General features: G+C 46.8%; 12 protein-coding genes. 10 read left to right on the top strand and 2 right to left on the bottom strand.

Features of this window, described 5'->3' with window-relative positions:
- The first annotated feature begins 199 nt into the window (after positions 1-199).
- The 8 genes from AXF13_RS03595 to AXF13_RS03570 all read left to right on the top strand — a co-directional run bounded on the left by AXF13_RS03595 (position 200) and on the right by AXF13_RS03570 (position 12,297).
- Positions 200-430 (top strand): DUF2188 domain-containing protein, encoded by a 231-nt coding sequence (locus AXF13_RS03595; protein WP_062251684.1) that lies wholly within the window; start codon positions 200-202, stop codon positions 428-430.
- Positions 431-611: 181 nt separating this feature from the next.
- Positions 612-1,202, top strand: coding sequence for a restriction endonuclease subunit S (locus tag AXF13_RS03590; RefSeq protein WP_062251683.1), 591 nt, complete (start codon positions 612-614; stop codon positions 1,200-1,202).
- A gap of 15 nt (positions 1,203-1,217) precedes the next feature.
- Entirely contained in the window at positions 1,218-2,780 is a 1,563-nt protein-coding gene (locus AXF13_RS15730) for an N-6 DNA methylase (RefSeq protein ID WP_083521939.1), read from the top strand.
- Between the two features lie 170 nt (positions 2,781-2,950).
- Positions 2,951-4,465 (top strand): type I restriction-modification system subunit M, encoded by a 1,515-nt coding sequence (locus AXF13_RS03585; RefSeq protein ID WP_062251682.1) that lies wholly within the window; start codon positions 2,951-2,953, stop codon positions 4,463-4,465.
- Entirely contained in the window at positions 4,462-5,991 is a 1,530-nt protein-coding gene (locus AXF13_RS03580; protein WP_062251681.1) for a type I restriction-modification system subunit M, read from the top strand. Before AXF13_RS03585 ends, AXF13_RS03580 begins: the two co-directional genes overlap by 4 nt.
- Entirely contained in the window at positions 5,984-7,195 is a 1,212-nt protein-coding gene (locus tag AXF13_RS15725; RefSeq protein ID WP_083521938.1) for a restriction endonuclease subunit S, read from the top strand. The genes AXF13_RS03580 and AXF13_RS15725 overlap by 8 nt, the downstream gene beginning before the upstream one ends.
- Positions 7,188-10,124 (top strand): type I restriction endonuclease subunit R, encoded by a 2,937-nt coding sequence (locus AXF13_RS03575; protein WP_062251680.1) that lies wholly within the window; start codon positions 7,188-7,190, stop codon positions 10,122-10,124. The genes AXF13_RS15725 and AXF13_RS03575 overlap by 8 nt, the downstream gene beginning before the upstream one ends.
- A gap of 82 nt (positions 10,125-10,206) precedes the next feature.
- Positions 10,207-12,297: a GmrSD restriction endonuclease domain-containing protein gene (locus AXF13_RS03570; RefSeq protein ID WP_062251679.1), complete on the top strand. Its 2,091-nt coding sequence runs from the start codon at positions 10,207-10,209 to the stop codon at positions 12,295-12,297.
- 64 nt (positions 12,298-12,361) lie between these two features.
- On the opposite strand, the gene AXF13_RS03565 is transcribed toward AXF13_RS03570, so the two are convergent.
- Together AXF13_RS03565 and AXF13_RS03560 are read right to left on the bottom strand one after the other, a co-directional pair.
- A complete protein-coding gene (locus AXF13_RS03565; protein WP_150116060.1) occupies positions 12,362-13,618 on the bottom strand; it encodes a hypothetical protein in 1,257 nt (418 codons plus the stop codon).
- Between the two features lie 14 nt (positions 13,619-13,632).
- On the bottom strand, positions 13,633-13,980 hold the full coding sequence (locus AXF13_RS03560) for a helix-turn-helix domain-containing protein (RefSeq protein WP_062251677.1): 348 nt from the start codon (positions 13,978-13,980) through the stop codon (positions 13,633-13,635).
- Positions 13,981-14,119: 139 nt separating this feature from the next.
- On the opposite strand from AXF13_RS03560, the gene AXF13_RS15720 reads away from it, so the two are divergent.
- Together AXF13_RS15720 and AXF13_RS03555 are read left to right on the top strand one after the other, a co-directional pair.
- Complete coding sequence (locus AXF13_RS15720) at positions 14,120-14,650, top strand: phospholipase D family nuclease (protein WP_083521937.1); 531 nt, start codon at positions 14,120-14,122, stop codon at positions 14,648-14,650.
- A gap of 30 nt (positions 14,651-14,680) precedes the next feature.
- Positions 14,681-15,346, top strand: coding sequence for a hypothetical protein (locus AXF13_RS03555; protein ID WP_062251676.1), 666 nt, complete (start codon positions 14,681-14,683; stop codon positions 15,344-15,346).
- Positions 15,347-15,357 lie beyond the last annotated feature (11 nt).

Below are 15,357 nucleotides of genomic sequence, written 5' to 3'. Positions count from 1 at the left end.
TGGCTCCGCCTCTGACAGGCCGCTGGGCCTGATAGAAAAGCCTAGCAGCGGATCAAGTCCTTCAACGCCTCCTTTAGAAAAGTTAGTTAGAGCAATAGTTCTTTAGTGGACACTAAAGATATTGACTTAGGGTTAGAAGGAGCGTATCGTGCCTCCTTAGTCTTTAGAATCCCCTAAAGACTTTAGTATAGGAGGTGGTATGACTTCAATTGTCTACCGGATCACGCCCCACCTTCGAGGTGGCTGGCAAGTTCGTCGCGATGGCGCGAGCCGGGCATCGGTTCGCGCCGTAACCCTCAGCCAGGCTGTGCATTTGGGAGAGCGCTTGTGCAAGAAACGGGGCGCAGCGCTTTTTATCCACAAGCGCGGGAGTTTCATCTTTGAGCCCGAGTCCAACGGTGCTTCTCCTCAATTTGAGGTAGCCTACTAAGAGGTGTCATATGTTGAGAGCCACACAAAAAAGGCTAGATGCTGCAACATCTGACCTAACTTAGGCTACCTGCCCAAACGAAGTCGTCGCAGGTCAGGGGTACCCTTCATTTGAAAAATATAACTGATTTTCCCCTTTTGCTCAAGACGACTTCAAGCGAGATACCTGCACAGGGATTTGTATGCAGAAAGTAGTAACAAAACTTGAGGAAATCGCAAACTTTGCCTCCAGCCATACATTTCGCTCGCGGCTGGAACATGACCCAAATGGTAATGTTTACGTTCTCCAGCTCCGCGATGTGCGGTTCGGCAAAAATATAGACTGGAAAGAAGTGCTTAGGATCAAAGATTTTCCAGGAGAGAAGCATCTACTTAAACCATCCGACTTGCTTTTTAGTATGAGAGGTTCCAATTATTCTGCTTTTTTTCTCTCGGAAGTGCGAAAACCCACAGTCGCTTCATCACAATTTTTTCGGATCCGAATCAGGGTCACGGAGCCGCAGTTAATTTTGCCGGAGTTTTTGGCTTGGCAGCTTAATCAAAAGCCGGCCAAAGCTTACTATGCCGCCAAAGAGACTGGCTCAACCGTCCGTAGTATCCGGATGAGTGAAATTCGAGCAATGCAGATCGTAATCCCAACGATAAAACGCCAGCGCGAACTACTCAATCTTGGAGAAAAAATTATGGAACACAACATGTTACTGGGCAATATTGTGGTTCATAATCAGAGCATCTTAGACGCAGTGGCGGAAAAAGAGTTGACTGCTGAATAATGGTAGGGACGAATCATGGACAATACCAAATTTATAAGAGAAGTCGCCAATTTTCCCTCAGGAATGACCATAATGGTCAGTGTTGAGGGACAAAAAGGTGAGGACGATTTTAATAAAGCTGTTGACAGCATTGTTTGGGAGTTCGCTCATTTGTTTCGCGAACAAGGGCGAATTCATCAGTCTCCTCAATACTTAATGGCTCTCCTTATTATCAAATGGTTGAACGACTTATATAGGGAACGGCGAACTGAGCTTTCTACTCTTAGGCCAATCGATAATCAACCAGTATCTGCCGATGCTGCGGATGATAACGTACTTTCTTTTCCCATTGCTTATACAGGTAAAAAAATTCATCAGGCTCTGAATCACCTTGAGCAAGCATTTCCTGATCTTTTAAGTGGAGCTTTTGCACAGATTGATTTTAAAGAGTCGCTGCCTGGTGGCTCATGGGATAAAGCAGAAGAGTTTATCAAGACTTTGAATAACTGCATAAGCGCAGTACGATTTACTCTTTCGGCTGATAATAACAAAGACTGCAGTACGCCGTTGAAACTCTGCCGCCGTATTTTATCTCGTGTCGATACCTTTACAGGCAAAAACATGGAGGGCTTCTATACGCCCGTTGAAATTTCCGATCTAATGGCACAGCTCGTTAAGCCGACATCTGAAGAAACTTTTTTAGATCCTGTGTGCGGTTCAGGCGGTTTTTTACTCTCGGCCATGGATTATGCCGGATCTAAGTCTAATGCTCACCAAAAGCTCATCGGGTTAGAACATAATGTTTTCGTCCGTTCTCTGACACAAATGAGTCTGTTCTTGTGCGGGGCACGTAATGGCGGTGTATTTCAGGGGGGGCTGTTTTCAGAGGTGCCACTGTCGCCAAATATTAAAGCGGGAAGTGTTGATGTTATCCTCACCAACCCACCATTTTCACAGCAATTGCCCCCTGAAATTGAATATGGATTGAAACGCAGAGGGCTCCTGAAATATAAAGCTCCTCGAATTCGGTTCGCGGATCTTGCTTATATCCAAGCAATGCTATCTACCTTGCACCCTGACCACGGTAGAATGATGATGGTTGTTTCCATGGGATCTTTAGTTCGTCTGGGAGCGGAACAAGAGATCCGAAGTCATCTGGCTGAAGAGGGTTTTATAGAGGCTGTCATCGGTTTACCAGATAAGCTTTTTTATAATACAGCTATTCCTGTAGCCCTTATTTCCTTCAGAAAAAACAAAAAAGATAAAAATGTATTGTTTATCAATGCATCTGAAAATTTTGAATCAATAAAAAGAGTAAATATTCTATCACCTGCGCATATTAATGCAATTGTGGATGCATATACGAAAAATGAGAATATAAATGGTTTTTCCCGTGTAGTTGAGTTAGCGGAGATAGTTGAGAATGAGTACGATTTGAGCCCTTCGCGATATGTTCCATCTGTGAAAAAAACAGAAAGTATAACTGATCTTTCAGATGTTTTAAAACAAAAAGAGCAGCTTCTGGTAGCCGCTAACGATGTCGAACAGGACATAGGACGGTTATTGGCGGGGTTGGGCTACTCATTCAAAGAGACATAAAACAAACGGCACAGATTATCTGATGACCCTATCGTCCTCCGCTTGACTATCTCATTAGAATTTAAACGGTTATGCGGATAACGAATTATGGGTATTGGCTGGACGAGATGAGAGTGCTATTAGAAATCTCATGTGTATTCTTTAACATTTCATTTGACTACGTAGGGCATATGGCACAGTCGACCAGTAAAAAAAACGGCTCCAACAATGACAGTCTTTCCAATCGGCTTTGGGCCGCCGCCAATATCCTGCGTGGCCCGGTAGATGCCGCCGACTTTAAAACTTATATATTTCCGCTGCTCTTTTTCAAACGTATCTGTGATGCGTATGATGAGGAGTATAATACTGCTTTGGATGAATCCGGCGGCGATGTCGAATATGCTGCCTTCCCGGAAAATCACCGTTTCCAAGTTCCAGAGGGCTGTCATTGGAACCAGGTTCGTGAAAAATCCATGAATGTCGGCCATGCTCTGCAGACAGCCATGCGTGGCATAGAGCAGGCCAACCCGGATACTCTGTACGGCATCTTCGGTGACGCCCAGTGGACAAATAAAGACCGTCTTTCTGATCGCTTATTGAAAGACCTTATCGAACATTTTTCATCACTCGATTTGAGTAACGCCGCCTGCAAAGGTGACATTCTCGGCCAAGCCTACGAATATCTCATTAAAAAATTTGCGGATCTCACCAATAAGAAAGCGGGAGAGTTTTACACCCCTCGTTCCGTTGTCGAACTGCTTGTTCGGATTTTGGCGCCCCAGGAAGGTGAATCCATTTACGACCCCGCCTGCGGTACTGGCGGTATGCTGCTGGAAGCGCTGCACTACGTAAAAGAACATGGCGGTAACGTTAAGCTGATGCTCGGGAAGCTCTATGGGCAGGAAAAGAACCTTACCACTTCGGCAATCTCCCGCATGAATCTTTTCTTGCATGGAGCTGAAGACTTTACCATTGCTAGAGGGGATACCTTGCGCCAGCCGGCCTTCTACGCTGGTGACAACCTCTCTACATTTGACTGCGTAATCGCCAATCCGCCCTTCTCCCTTGAAAAGTGGGGAAGTGATGTTTGGATTAATGACCCTTATGGCCGGAACTTTGCCGGTATCCCCTCTGATAAATCTGGTGATTTTGCCTGGGTCCAGCATATGTTCAAATCCATGACCGCGAAAGTCGGTCGTATGGCTGTCGTTTTACCTCATGGCGTTCTGTTTCGTATGTCAAAAGAGGGTGAGATTCGACGCAAACTGTTGGAGATGGATTGTCTGGATGCAGTCATCGGGCTGGCTCCGAATCTGTTTTACGGCACTGGACTTGCCGCGTGCGTGCTGATTTTCCGGGCCAAAAAGCCGAAAGAACACCAAAACCGTGTGTTGTTTATTGATGCATCAAAACAATGCAAGGTTGGCCGTGCACAAAATGAACTACTCCCTGAGCATATTGATGCCATTCATGGATGGTACCAAGGGTATGAAGATGTTCAGGGAAGTTGCCGCGTGGCGCGCCTCGAAGAGATCCGGGAGAATGACTATAACCTAAACATCCCTCGCTACGTTGAGCCGTTGATGGAAGAGGAAAGTCTGTCGGTTGATGAAGCCTTGGCCCAATTAAAAACCTCCCTTGCTGCGGCCTATAGTGCCGAGGACAAGTTGAAAATGCTGCTTACTCGGGAGGGGTTGATCAAATGAAAGAGACAATGAGTAAGCATATTACCCAATCCCAACTGGAATCGTACCTTTGGGGGGCAGCTACCCTGCTGCGCGGCCATATTGACGCTGGAGATTACAAGCAGTTTATATTTCCGTTGCTGTTTTACAAGCGGCTCTGCGATGTTTACGATGAAGAACTCGCTGACGCCCTTGAGGAATCGGGCGGCGATGTCAACTACGCAGCTTTGCCTGAGCAACATAGATTTCAAATTCCTGATGAAGCCCATTGGAACGCCACCCGCGCCAATGTGCGCGAGGTGGGCAAGGCCATCCAGGACGCCCTCAGGGCAATTGAAAGCGCCAATCCGGATAAACTGCAAGGAGTCTTTGGTGACGCTCAATGGACCAACAAGGAGCGGCTGCCCGACAGCATGTTGAGAGAATTATTGGAACACTTCAGCTCGCTCACTCTCTCCCTCGCGAACTGCCCTGAGGACGAGCTCGGTGTAGGGTACGAGTATCTTATCAAGAAATTCGCTGATGATTCAGGACACACCGCAGCGGAGTTTTACACCAATCGCACGGTAGTCCACCTGATGACGGAAATGCTGGAGCCGCAGCCGGAAGAGTCTGTCTACGATCCCACCTGCGGTTCCGCCGGCATGCTCCTTTCCACAGTGGCGCATTTACGCCGTGGTAATAAAGAGTGGCGCAATTTGCGCTTGTTCGGACAGGAGCGCAACCTGCTCACTTCGGCAATCGCCCGCATGAACCTCTTCCTCCATGGAATCGAAGATTTCAATATTATCCGGGGCGACACCCTTGCCAATCCGGCCTTTGTGGAAGGTGATCGGCTTATGCGTTTTGATGTGGTTCTGGCCAACCCTCCTTACTCCATTAACCAATGGGATAGAGGTGCCTGGGCTTCTGACCCCTGGGGACGCAATATTTATGGCACTCCTCCGCAGGGCCGAGCCGACTACGCCTTTTGGCAACACATCATTCTAAGCATGGATGAAGACAGCGGCCGATGCGCCATCCTGTTTCCGCATGGTGTTTTGTTCCGTAATGAGGAAGCAGCCATGCGCGAAAAGCTCGTGGCCGATGATGTGTTGGAGTGCGTGCTGGGGCTTGGGCCGAATCTTTTTTACAACTCGCCCATGGAGGCCTGCGTTGTCATTTGCCGCATGAACAAACCTAAGAAACGCCAAAACAGGGTTCTGTTCATCAATGCTGTCAATGAGGTTACGCGTGAACGGGCGCAGAGCTTTCTCACGGACCGTCATATTGAACGAATTCTGAATGCCTACCGTTCTTTTGACGATGAGGATGGTTTTGCCAAGGTGGTTGAGCGTGAAACGATTCTGGAGCGGAAGAGCAACCTAAGTATCCCCTTGTATCTTGCACCGCGAAATGGGAACAGCGGAAATCAGGAAGGAGAGGTTGTTAGTCTGGAACAGGCCATTGCTGATTGGCAGGAGAGCTCACAGGCCCTGCACGTTTCCATGACGGAACTTTTTGCCATGCTGGAAAACAACCGCGAAGAGGTGTTGCCGCATGAGTAACGCACTTCAATCCGGTTGGCGAACATACCGATTTGATAAAATTGCGCAAAGTATTGCTGTTCGGGCAAATCCAGCCAATGTGGCGTCTGATGTATATGTTGGTCTTGAGCACCTTGATCCGGAAACCATTCATTTACGAAGATGGGGCCATCCTTCTGATGTTTCCGGCGACAAACTCGAGTTTAAAAAAGGTGATGTGATTTTTGGCAGGCGTCGGGCATATCAACGCAAACTTGCTGTTGCTGATCGTGATGGAATTTGCTCCGCCCATGCGATGGTGTTGCGCGCCAAGCCGGAAGTAATCTTGCCGGAGCTTTTGCCATTTTTCATACAGTCTGACATGTTTATGGAGCGGGCTATTTCTATTTCTGTTGGTTCACTGTCCCCCACGGTAAACTGGAAAACTCTTGCTGCGCAAGAATTTTTTCTTCCGCCCATTGAAGAACAAGAACGAATGGCGGAAATTCTTGGGGCTGCGGATGAGGCGCTGGAAAGAAGCTTAGATATCCAACTTTCAATTATGGAGTTTAAGTCGGTTTCACTTAATGAATTAACTTCAAAAAGTTTAATTTCCAGCAACTTTCAAGAAACTCGTATAGGCAAGATACCCTCTGGATGGAAAGTTCTTTGTCTGGGCGAAGTGTTATCCGAGTGCCAATATGGATTATCGATTCCCCTTCACGACAGAGGACAGTATCCAATTCTGCGTATGATGAACTATGAATGTGGACGTATCACTGCATCAGATCTGAAATATGTAGATTTGAATGAAACCACATTTTTGGAATATAAAGTATATAAAGACGACATTCTATTCAATAGAACAAATAGTGCGGACTTGGTTGGGAAAGTTGGTATATTCAAGCTTGATGGTGACTATGTATTTGCTTCATATTTAGTTCGATTAAAAGCAAACACAAATATTATTCTTCCGGAATATTTAAATTATTATTTGAATTCCAGCACAGGACAAAGACGTATCCTTGCCTATGCCACTCCGGGTGTAAGCCAAACTAATGTCAGTGCGAGTAACCTAAAAAAAGTGTTGGTACCTGTTCCTCCATTAATGGAACAAGCACAAATTCTTGAACGACTATTGAAAATTGAAAAAGAAGTGGCTTTGGTTGGAGACCATTTAAACCGAGCAAAAAAATTATATTTTGAACTCTTATCATTGTTCTTAAGCGGGGGTGATTATGTTTAACGAAGAAAACACCGTAGAACAGCTCCTTATTGACTCCCTCTGCAAGCTGGGTGCGCCAACTCTTTCCGATGGTCTCTCCGCCAAATGCTGGCGCTTTGTCGCGCCAGAAGACGTGCCACGCCCTCTCGATCAGGTCCTTGTGGAACCATGGTTGCACGATGCCCTTCTTCGTTTGAACCCAGAGATAGTTGCCCAGCCGGATCGTGCAGACACAGTATTCTATCATTTGAAAGCTATCCTGATGAGCGTTCAGGGCGACGGTCTTGTGCGATGCAATGAGCTTTTTGCTCAATGGTTACGTGGCGAAAAGTCCATGCCTTTTGGCGAGAACAATGAGCATACGCCCGTTCGCCTTATTGACTTCGAGAATCTCTCCAACAACGATTACGTTGTTACCAACCAGTGGGTGTATCCCACCAAGGAAGGTGGCCGCAGGCTAGATGTGGTTTTACTGGTTAATGGCATCCCGTTGGTTATTGGCGAGGCCAAGACTCCGGTGCGGCCGGCGGTGACCTGGGTGGACGGCGCCAGCGATATCCACAACGGCTATGAGAAAAGCGTTCCGCAGCTTTTCGTGCCCAACGTTTTTTCATTCGCCACGGAAGGTAAATGCTTCCGTTATGGTTCCGTGCGCATGCCTCTCGAGCTTTGGGGGCCTTGGCATGATCCGGAAAACAAATCTGAAGGCACACTTTTGGACGTGCAGCGTTCCGCTCGTTCCATGCTTCAGCCGCATATTATTTTGGACATGCTGCAAAACTTTACGCTTTTCGGCACAGACAAAAAGCATAGGCGCATTAAAATTATCGCCCGCTATCAACAATATGAGGGTGCAAATCTCATCATCGAGCGCGTCGTGGCCGGCAGGCCAAAAAAAGGTTTGATCTGGCACTTTCAGGGGTCAGGCAAGTCGCTGCTCATGGTGTTTGCCGCGCAGAAGTTGCGCATGCACCCCAAGCTGGGCAACCCCACAGTCATGATTGTGGTGGATCGAATCGATCTGGACACGCAGATAACCGCCACGTTCAACGCCACAGACATTCCGAATATAGTCGGCACAAATTCCCGACAGGAATTGCAGCGCCTACTGGCGGCGGATACGCGCAAAATCATCATCACCACCATCCACAAGTTTGCCGAGGCGGATAGCTGTCTCAATGATCGCTCAAATATCATCGTTATGGTGGACGAGGCCCACCGTACTCAAGAAGGCAACCTTGGGCGCCAAATGCGCGACGCTTTGCCCAATGCTTTCTTGTTCGGCCTCACCGGAACGCCTATCAACAAGCGTGATAGAAATACCTTCTGGGCATTCGGTGCGGAAGAGGACGAGCAAGGCTACATGAGCCGGTATTCTTTTCAGGATTCGATACGAGACCGGGCAACGCTTCCTCTCCACTTTGAAGCTGTGGATGTTCGTCTACGCATTGACCGTGCCGCTATTGACGAGGCATACGCCAATCTCACCGATTCGCTGGAAGACGAGGATCGGGATGATTTGGCAAAGCGAGCCGCCAAAATGTCGGTACTCATCAAGACGCCTGCTCGTGTGTGGGCCATCTGCGAACACATCGTGCAGCATTTCCAGAGCAAGGTCGAGCCTAACGGTTTCAAGGCTCAGGTAGTAACTTTTGATCGAGAATGCTGCGTCCTCTATAAGAATGTCCTGGATGAACTCGTCGGGCCGGATGCCAGCGCCATTGTCATGCATACGCAAGGCGGTAAATCCGACGAGTATGCAAAATGGAAACTGTCCAAGGATGCGGAAGAAAAGTTGCTAGATCGTTTCCGCGATCCCCTTGACCCGCTGAAATTTCTTATCGTTACCTCGAAGCTTCTCACCGGTTTCGATGCGCCTATCCTGCAGGTCATGTATCTGGATAAGCCCATGAAGGATCACAACCTTCTGCAGGCTATTTGCCGGACAAACCGCGTCTATACCGAGAAAACTCACGGCCTTATCGTTGATTATCTTGGTGTGTTTGATGACGTTGGCACTGCCCTCGACTTTGACGACCAAAGCATCAAAAAAGTCATCACAAACCTCGAAGATGTGAAAAAGGTTCTGCCCGAACATGTTGCTAAGTGCCTGGCCTTCTTTCCCGGCGTGGATCGCTCGGTGGGAGGCTATGAAGGACTCATTGCTGCTCAGCAGTGCCTGCCTGATAATGAGAAGCGCGATGCGTTCGCGGCTGAGTATTCCGTTCTTTCCCGTCTTTGGGAGGCCTTGTCCCCTGACCCGGTTATTGCTCCTTACACCAAGGATTACAGCTGGCTCACCAAGGTCTATGAATCCGTCAAGCCGCCCAGCGGAAACGGCAAATTGCTTTGGCACGCACTGGGTGCAAAAACTATTGAGTTGGTGCATCAGAACGTCCATCTCGAGACAGTGATTGATGACCTTGAAACCCTGGTTATGGATGCCGATGTACTGGAAGAGTTAATCGGGGACCGGGATCCCAATAAAAAATCCAAAGAAATCGAAATCAAGCTTGTGGCTCGTCTACGTAAACATCAGCACAATCCAGTTTTTGTCGCTCTCGGTGAGCGGCTTGAACAACTGAAAGCCCGCCATGAGCAAGGGCTCTTGCACAGCATCGATTTCCTAAAAGCGCTCCTTGATTTGGCCAAAGAAACGGTCATGGCCGAAAAAGAGGTTGATCCTGTTGACGAACAGGACAAAGCCAAGGCGGCCCTTACGGAGCTTTTCTCTGAGGTCAAAAATGGTGATACCCCTGCTATTGTTGAGCGCATTGTGGCTGAGATTGATGAAATCGTGCGTTTGGTGAGATTCCCCGGTTGGCAGGGAACCTCTGCGGGTGAACGTGAAGTGCAGAAAGCGCTGCGTAAAGTTATCTACGTAAAATACCAAATCAAAGACCAAGAACTATTCGATAAAGCTTATGGATATGTGAAGCAGTATTATTAAGAGATGCACTAAGCAGATATTAATGACGAAAACGTATTTGCATCTGCTTAATTTCTAGGCAACTTCCGGGAGAGTGTGCTCAATGAAGGCAAAAGAAACACGTGTTTTGGATTTCATTAACAATGCGCCGCAATTTGTTATTCCCATATACCAGCGCAACTATTCCTGGACCGAGCAGCAATGCAGGCAGCTATGGAATGATATTCTTCGAGCCGGAAGCAGTGAGGATATCACTGGGCACTTTATTGGATCCATTGTTTACGTGGAGGAAGGGCTCTCCAATGTGTCACTCAAGTCACCTCTATTGGTTATCGACGGCCAGCAACGGCTCACCACGGTAACCCTATTGCTGGCAGCCCTGGCAGAAGCACTGGGCGATGAAGAGCCAGTGGAAGGCTTCAGCAAAGAAAAAATTCTCTATTATTACCTGCTGAATCACCTGGAAAGGGGAGACAGGCATTACAAACTGTTATTGTCACAAACCGATAAAAACAGTTTGCTCCATATTCTTGGAGCGCTGGCCCCCCAGGAGCCGTCATTAGCCATTACGGAAAACTCCAAGCTTTTTAAAGAACTACTGGCAAACTGTTCGGATCTTACCGCCGTTTGTAAAGGCATGGCAAAGCTCCTTGTTGTGGATATTGCTCTGAACCGCGACCATGATAACCCCCAGCTTATTTTTGAAAGCATGAACTCCACTGGTCTTGCGCTCAGCCAGGCGGATCTCATTCGAAATTATTTGCTTATGGTGCTGGGGACAGAGCAACAAAGCGATCTGTACGAACGGTATTGGCGCCCCATGGAACTCTCCTTTGGCCAAGCCGCCTATCAGGAGCATTTTGATGGATTTATGCGGCATTACCTGACCACAAAAACAGGTGATATTCCCCGGTTTGACCAAGTTTATGCCGCTTTTAAGAAATACGCCCAGCAAGCGTCTATGGCTGAAAAAGGCGTGGAGTTCCTCGTTGCCGATTTACATGCTTATGCTGGCTATTACTGCAAGATGGTTTTGGGAGGTGAGCCAGATAATGCGTTGCGCCAGGCCTTTATTGACCTACGGGAACTCAAGGCGGATGTCGCATACCCTCTTCTTTTGGAGTGGTATCATGACTACGCAACGGGTTTGTGGGACAAGGAGGATCTGCTTTCAGCTACCCGTCTTGTTGAAAGCTATGTTTTTCGACGTGCCGCCTGTGCAATACCAACGAACTCATTAAACAAGACTTTTACTACTTTTTCCCGGAGCGTGAATAAAGAGCGGTACTTGGAAAGCGTTAAGGCGACCTTCGCCCTGCTTACCTCGTATCGGCGCTTTCCTGATGATGAGGAATTTAAACGCGAACTCCAAGTGCGCAATCTGTATACCAACCGCTTGCGCAGCTACTGGCCACGGCGCATGGAAAATTTTGACCGCAAAGAGCGGGTGCCGGTGGAAGAGTATACTATTGAGCACATCATGCCGCAGAACAAAGACCTTTCGGCAAAATGGCGTGAAGCCTTGGGCGCAGAGTGGCAACGCATCCAGGAGCAATGGCTGCATACATTGGGCAACTTAACGTTGACCGGCTATAATTCAGAATACAGTGACAGACCTTTTGAAGAAAAAAGGGATATGGCAGGAGGTTTCAGGGAAAGCCCTTTGCGCCTGAATGCGGGACTTGGAGCGGAAACCGTTTGGAATGAAGATGCAATAAAAAGGCGGGCAACGAAACTTTCCGATATGGCTTCAAAAGTATGGGCCTATCCCGATCTTGAACCAGATCTCTTGGAGCGTTATCGGCCGCAAGTTTTGCCGACAAATACCGGCTATTCTCTCGAAGATTACCAGTATCTGCAAAATCCAGAGACCAGAGAACTTTTTGAAATGCTCCGGCGGGAAGTCCTTGCACTGGATTCAGTTGTTTCTGAAGAAATTCTGAAACTATACATTGCTTTCAAAGCTGAAACCAACTTTGTGGATGTGGTCCCTCAGGCAAAGCGCCTTCGTCTCTCATTGAATATGAAATATCACGACCTCATCGATCCCCGGGAAATGTGCCGGGATATTACAAATGTCGGCCGTTGGGGCAATGGGGACGTGGAGGTTTTCTTTTCCAATCCTGAAGAGTTGCCCTACATAATGGGCTTGATAAGACAAGCTTTTGACGTGCAGATGGCAGGGAATGAATAATCTGCTAAAGAATTTGTCTTCTATTGGCGGTCTCTTCTTAGGTTATGGGCAAGGCCAATCCACCTCATAAAATAGTGCTTCTGACACCGGAAAACCTCTCTACTTCTTCAAGCAGGGAGGTTTTTAATTGGCCAATGTTGTCCCTAAATGACTCTCGCCTCTTTTCTCTCTTTATGCGCGCGCTGAGTGAATAATACCTTTGATGAAAATCATTATGAATTTTTTCATCATCCGAGATTATTTCGAGTGGATTTTTTGCGTAGAACGGGATTGGTCGCTTATCATCTTTAGAAAACGCAATTGCTTTAAGAGGATGGAGGTCCATCATGTCACTAAGGCCTTGGTCAAAAGTCAACAGAGCCGGCAGAAAATAATCAGCCTTCTCTTCGGGCTTTATTGTGATAGACTCTTCAAGCTGCATAACATGCAACATATCCCATGCCATTCCATTTAGTGCCTCAAAAAGGCCTTTTCTCCCCTTCTGAATCTTGCCAAAGAAAGAAAAATTTTGCCCTTTGGAGAAATACTCTTTTGCAATAGCTATGGCCCGCCAATCAAATGTGGCCATTTCGTTGTTACAAAATTCAAAGAATGATGACAATTTATCCGCTATCGTTTTATTTGGCATACCAAATTGAATGGAGACCATTTTAAGAATTTGGCACAATTTAAAATCGCGCCTAAATATAATGGTTCCAAGAGTATCATCCTGCGTAAGCCTGACATAAAAATCGCTTATAAGAGATTGTGTCTTGGCTATTATTTCGTCTTCAGTGAGAGCGGTACGAATTATTCCTTTTTTCAGTAAGGCAGGATCTAAATTTCTGAGTATTTCATAGCCTTTAACTCTATTAAAAATTTGAGTTGAGTTTGATAGGTCCAATAATCTGGGTGCGTTCTCCATAAAAAATGGAATTGGATCAACAAAAACATCATCTCGGGAGATGAATTCAAGAACTTCGACTAAATCAACTGCACCAATGCGATCACTGTTTATATATGGCCACAGGTAGCTTGTCGTATTGCTGTCGAGAGAGATTGAATAGTCAACACGAAGAGTCGCACGGTCACAAAGCTGCATTTCAAATGCTGAGCTCCGATCGATAAAAATGAGCTGGTCAGAGAGAAAAGGTGTCTTGATTTTTGCCGTGTTTGAAAAATATTTCTTCCTAGCATTTCCTGGAATATTGCCAAACGGAACCGATATTACGAAATGATAGTTTTCCAAAACTGGCTTATATAGATTAAATTTTTGGACAGCTTCAGATAGCGTATTGGAGTAACACACATCGTGAATAAATTGTTCGGGCGTTGAAATCATGACTGGCTAAGGATTCACTTGTCTGGATTTCTGGTCATTTGGGATACCATTTCCGATACAATCCTTAAAACAGACTCCTGGCTTTCTGGTGGAAGTTGGCGGAGCAATTCAGCTATAGCCGCAGCCCGCTCGTCGGCGCCTTCATCCGGTTCGCGGAAGAGATCCGCAACACTGCACTGTAAAGCAGAAGCGATATCCCGTAATCGTGCTATTTTAGGGGAAATTGCTCCATTCTCCATCCGTGAGAGAGCGTCTTGGCCTATATCCAGTTTTTCAGCCAGCTGAGCTTGAGTCAGCCCAAGCTTTCTTCGGCGGCCTGAAATATTCTCTCCAATAATCTCAGCAAGTTCTTTCTCCGTCATGTCTTCTCCTCAAGAATATATGCGAGTTACACATATTCTCATGAAGAGCAGCTTGCCCGAAGTGATAAATAATCATAAAACTAGACTTAAAACTCATATTCCATTACGATACATCTCCATACTTGGTTGATGGCGAAATATGAAACGAGCACACATTTATGTGGCTATTGCCTGCCTATGCGTATTCCTGGGGTACATAATTGGCGGAGAGCAATCGAAGATAGTCGTTGGTTTCTCTCCAAATGGGCAAGCGGAGAGCCTCGTATTAGGTGCAATCCAAGGAGCAGAAAACTCCATTTTCGTTGCAGCCTATACGTTTACCAGCAAACCTGTTGCTGAAGCATTGCTGTGCGCTCACAGGCGTGGGGTCTCAGTATATTTGGTTGTAGATGCCAAAAGCAACGGGCAGCGCTACACTGCTGCAACCTATCTTGCGAACCAGGGCGTGTTGGTACGTCTCAATGCAAGCTATGCAATAATGCATAACAAGTTCATGGTCATTGACGGAAAACAAGTACAGACCGGGAGTTTTAATTACAGCTCAGTCGCCGCAATAAGAAATGCCGAGAATGTTCTGTTGATCAATGGACTCTATGAACTAGCAGAACAATACTTGAATGAATGGTATCGGCTTTGGAATGAAGGAATACCTCTTGAACCATCCTATTAGACTACAAATTTATACGTAAGGAGATAAAAAATGAAGATCCCATACCTGCCAATCACCTTATTCGTATTGTTATTTGTCACCGGTTGCTCAGACAGCAGTATCGATCTGGTAAAAAACGGCAATTTTCCGGGATACCCAAACGTGAGCATAGGAAAAATTCTTGATGGCAGTTTTTCCGGCACCAAATGGTCCTCTCAAGAAACCTCTAAGGGAGAGGTAAGAGTGATGTTTGAGGGTGCCATAACCCCCAAAATACATGCCGCGTTTAAAGATCAAGCGTTACGACTCATCCATGCGGATGCTACCAAAGGGTGGGTGAACGGAGTTACCAGCAATTATAATAAATATCTTCTGCAAGCCAGAACGGCTGGAGTTCTATCTGTCGTCATTGGCGACGATAAAATTCCCAGGAGCTTTATGAGCGACTTCCGTCAGGATTGCTCCAGAAAAGCCGCAAACCTCCAAGAAAACTCAGAGCCATGGAATCAGCTACTGAGCGAGTGCGCTGACACGCTGGAAAAGGCAATCAACGAAGCCTTTGACGAACTATATTGGAAAGAGGGGGATACGGTCTTTTTTGAATGGGTGATACACAGCAGCGGGCAAAATTTTGAAGTGACCAGATTCGGCGCAGCTACAATGCCAACTGGCATTTCTTTGGATCGTGCCCTGAAAGCCGTCTACTCCGTTGAATAAGGGAGAAGGCT

The organism is Desulfovibrio fairfieldensis (genome assembly GCF_001553605.1).
Lineage (GTDB): Bacteria > Desulfobacterota > Desulfovibrionia > Desulfovibrionales > Desulfovibrionaceae > Desulfovibrio > Desulfovibrio fairfieldensis.
The sequence above is the reverse complement of the archived record's forward strand: the minus strand, read 5'-3'. Positions and strand labels throughout refer to the sequence as shown.

What these genes read in the sequence shown, in the direction of transcription:
- AXF13_RS03595 (WP_062251684.1), top strand. Translation starts at nt 200, where the DNA reads ATGACTTCAATTGTCTACCGGATCACGCCCCACCTTCGAGGTGGCTGG.
- AXF13_RS03590 (WP_062251683.1), top strand. Translation starts at nt 612, where the DNA reads ATGCAGAAAGTAGTAACAAAACTTGAGGAAATCGCAAACTTTGCCTCC.
- AXF13_RS15730 (WP_083521939.1), top strand. Translation starts at nt 1,218, where the DNA reads ATGGACAATACCAAATTTATAAGAGAAGTCGCCAATTTTCCCTCAGGA.
- AXF13_RS03585 (WP_062251682.1), top strand. Translation starts at nt 2,951, where the DNA reads ATGGCACAGTCGACCAGTAAAAAAAACGGCTCCAACAATGACAGTCTT.
- AXF13_RS03580 (WP_062251681.1), top strand. Translation starts at nt 4,462, where the DNA reads ATGAAAGAGACAATGAGTAAGCATATTACCCAATCCCAACTGGAATCG.
- AXF13_RS15725 (WP_083521938.1), top strand. Translation starts at nt 5,984, where the DNA reads ATGAGTAACGCACTTCAATCCGGTTGGCGAACATACCGATTTGATAAA.
- AXF13_RS03575 (WP_062251680.1), top strand. Translation starts at nt 7,188, where the DNA reads ATGTTTAACGAAGAAAACACCGTAGAACAGCTCCTTATTGACTCCCTC.
- AXF13_RS03570 (WP_062251679.1), top strand. Translation starts at nt 10,207, where the DNA reads ATGAAGGCAAAAGAAACACGTGTTTTGGATTTCATTAACAATGCGCCG.
- AXF13_RS03565 (WP_150116060.1), bottom strand. Translation starts at nt 13,618, where the DNA reads ATGATTTCAACGCCCGAACAATTTATTCACGATGTGTGTTACTCCAAT.
- AXF13_RS03560 (WP_062251677.1), bottom strand. Translation starts at nt 13,980, where the DNA reads ATGACGGAGAAAGAACTTGCTGAGATTATTGGAGAGAATATTTCAGGC.
- AXF13_RS15720 (WP_083521937.1), top strand. Translation starts at nt 14,120, where the DNA reads ATGAAACGAGCACACATTTATGTGGCTATTGCCTGCCTATGCGTATTC.
- AXF13_RS03555 (WP_062251676.1), top strand. Translation starts at nt 14,681, where the DNA reads ATGAAGATCCCATACCTGCCAATCACCTTATTCGTATTGTTATTTGTC.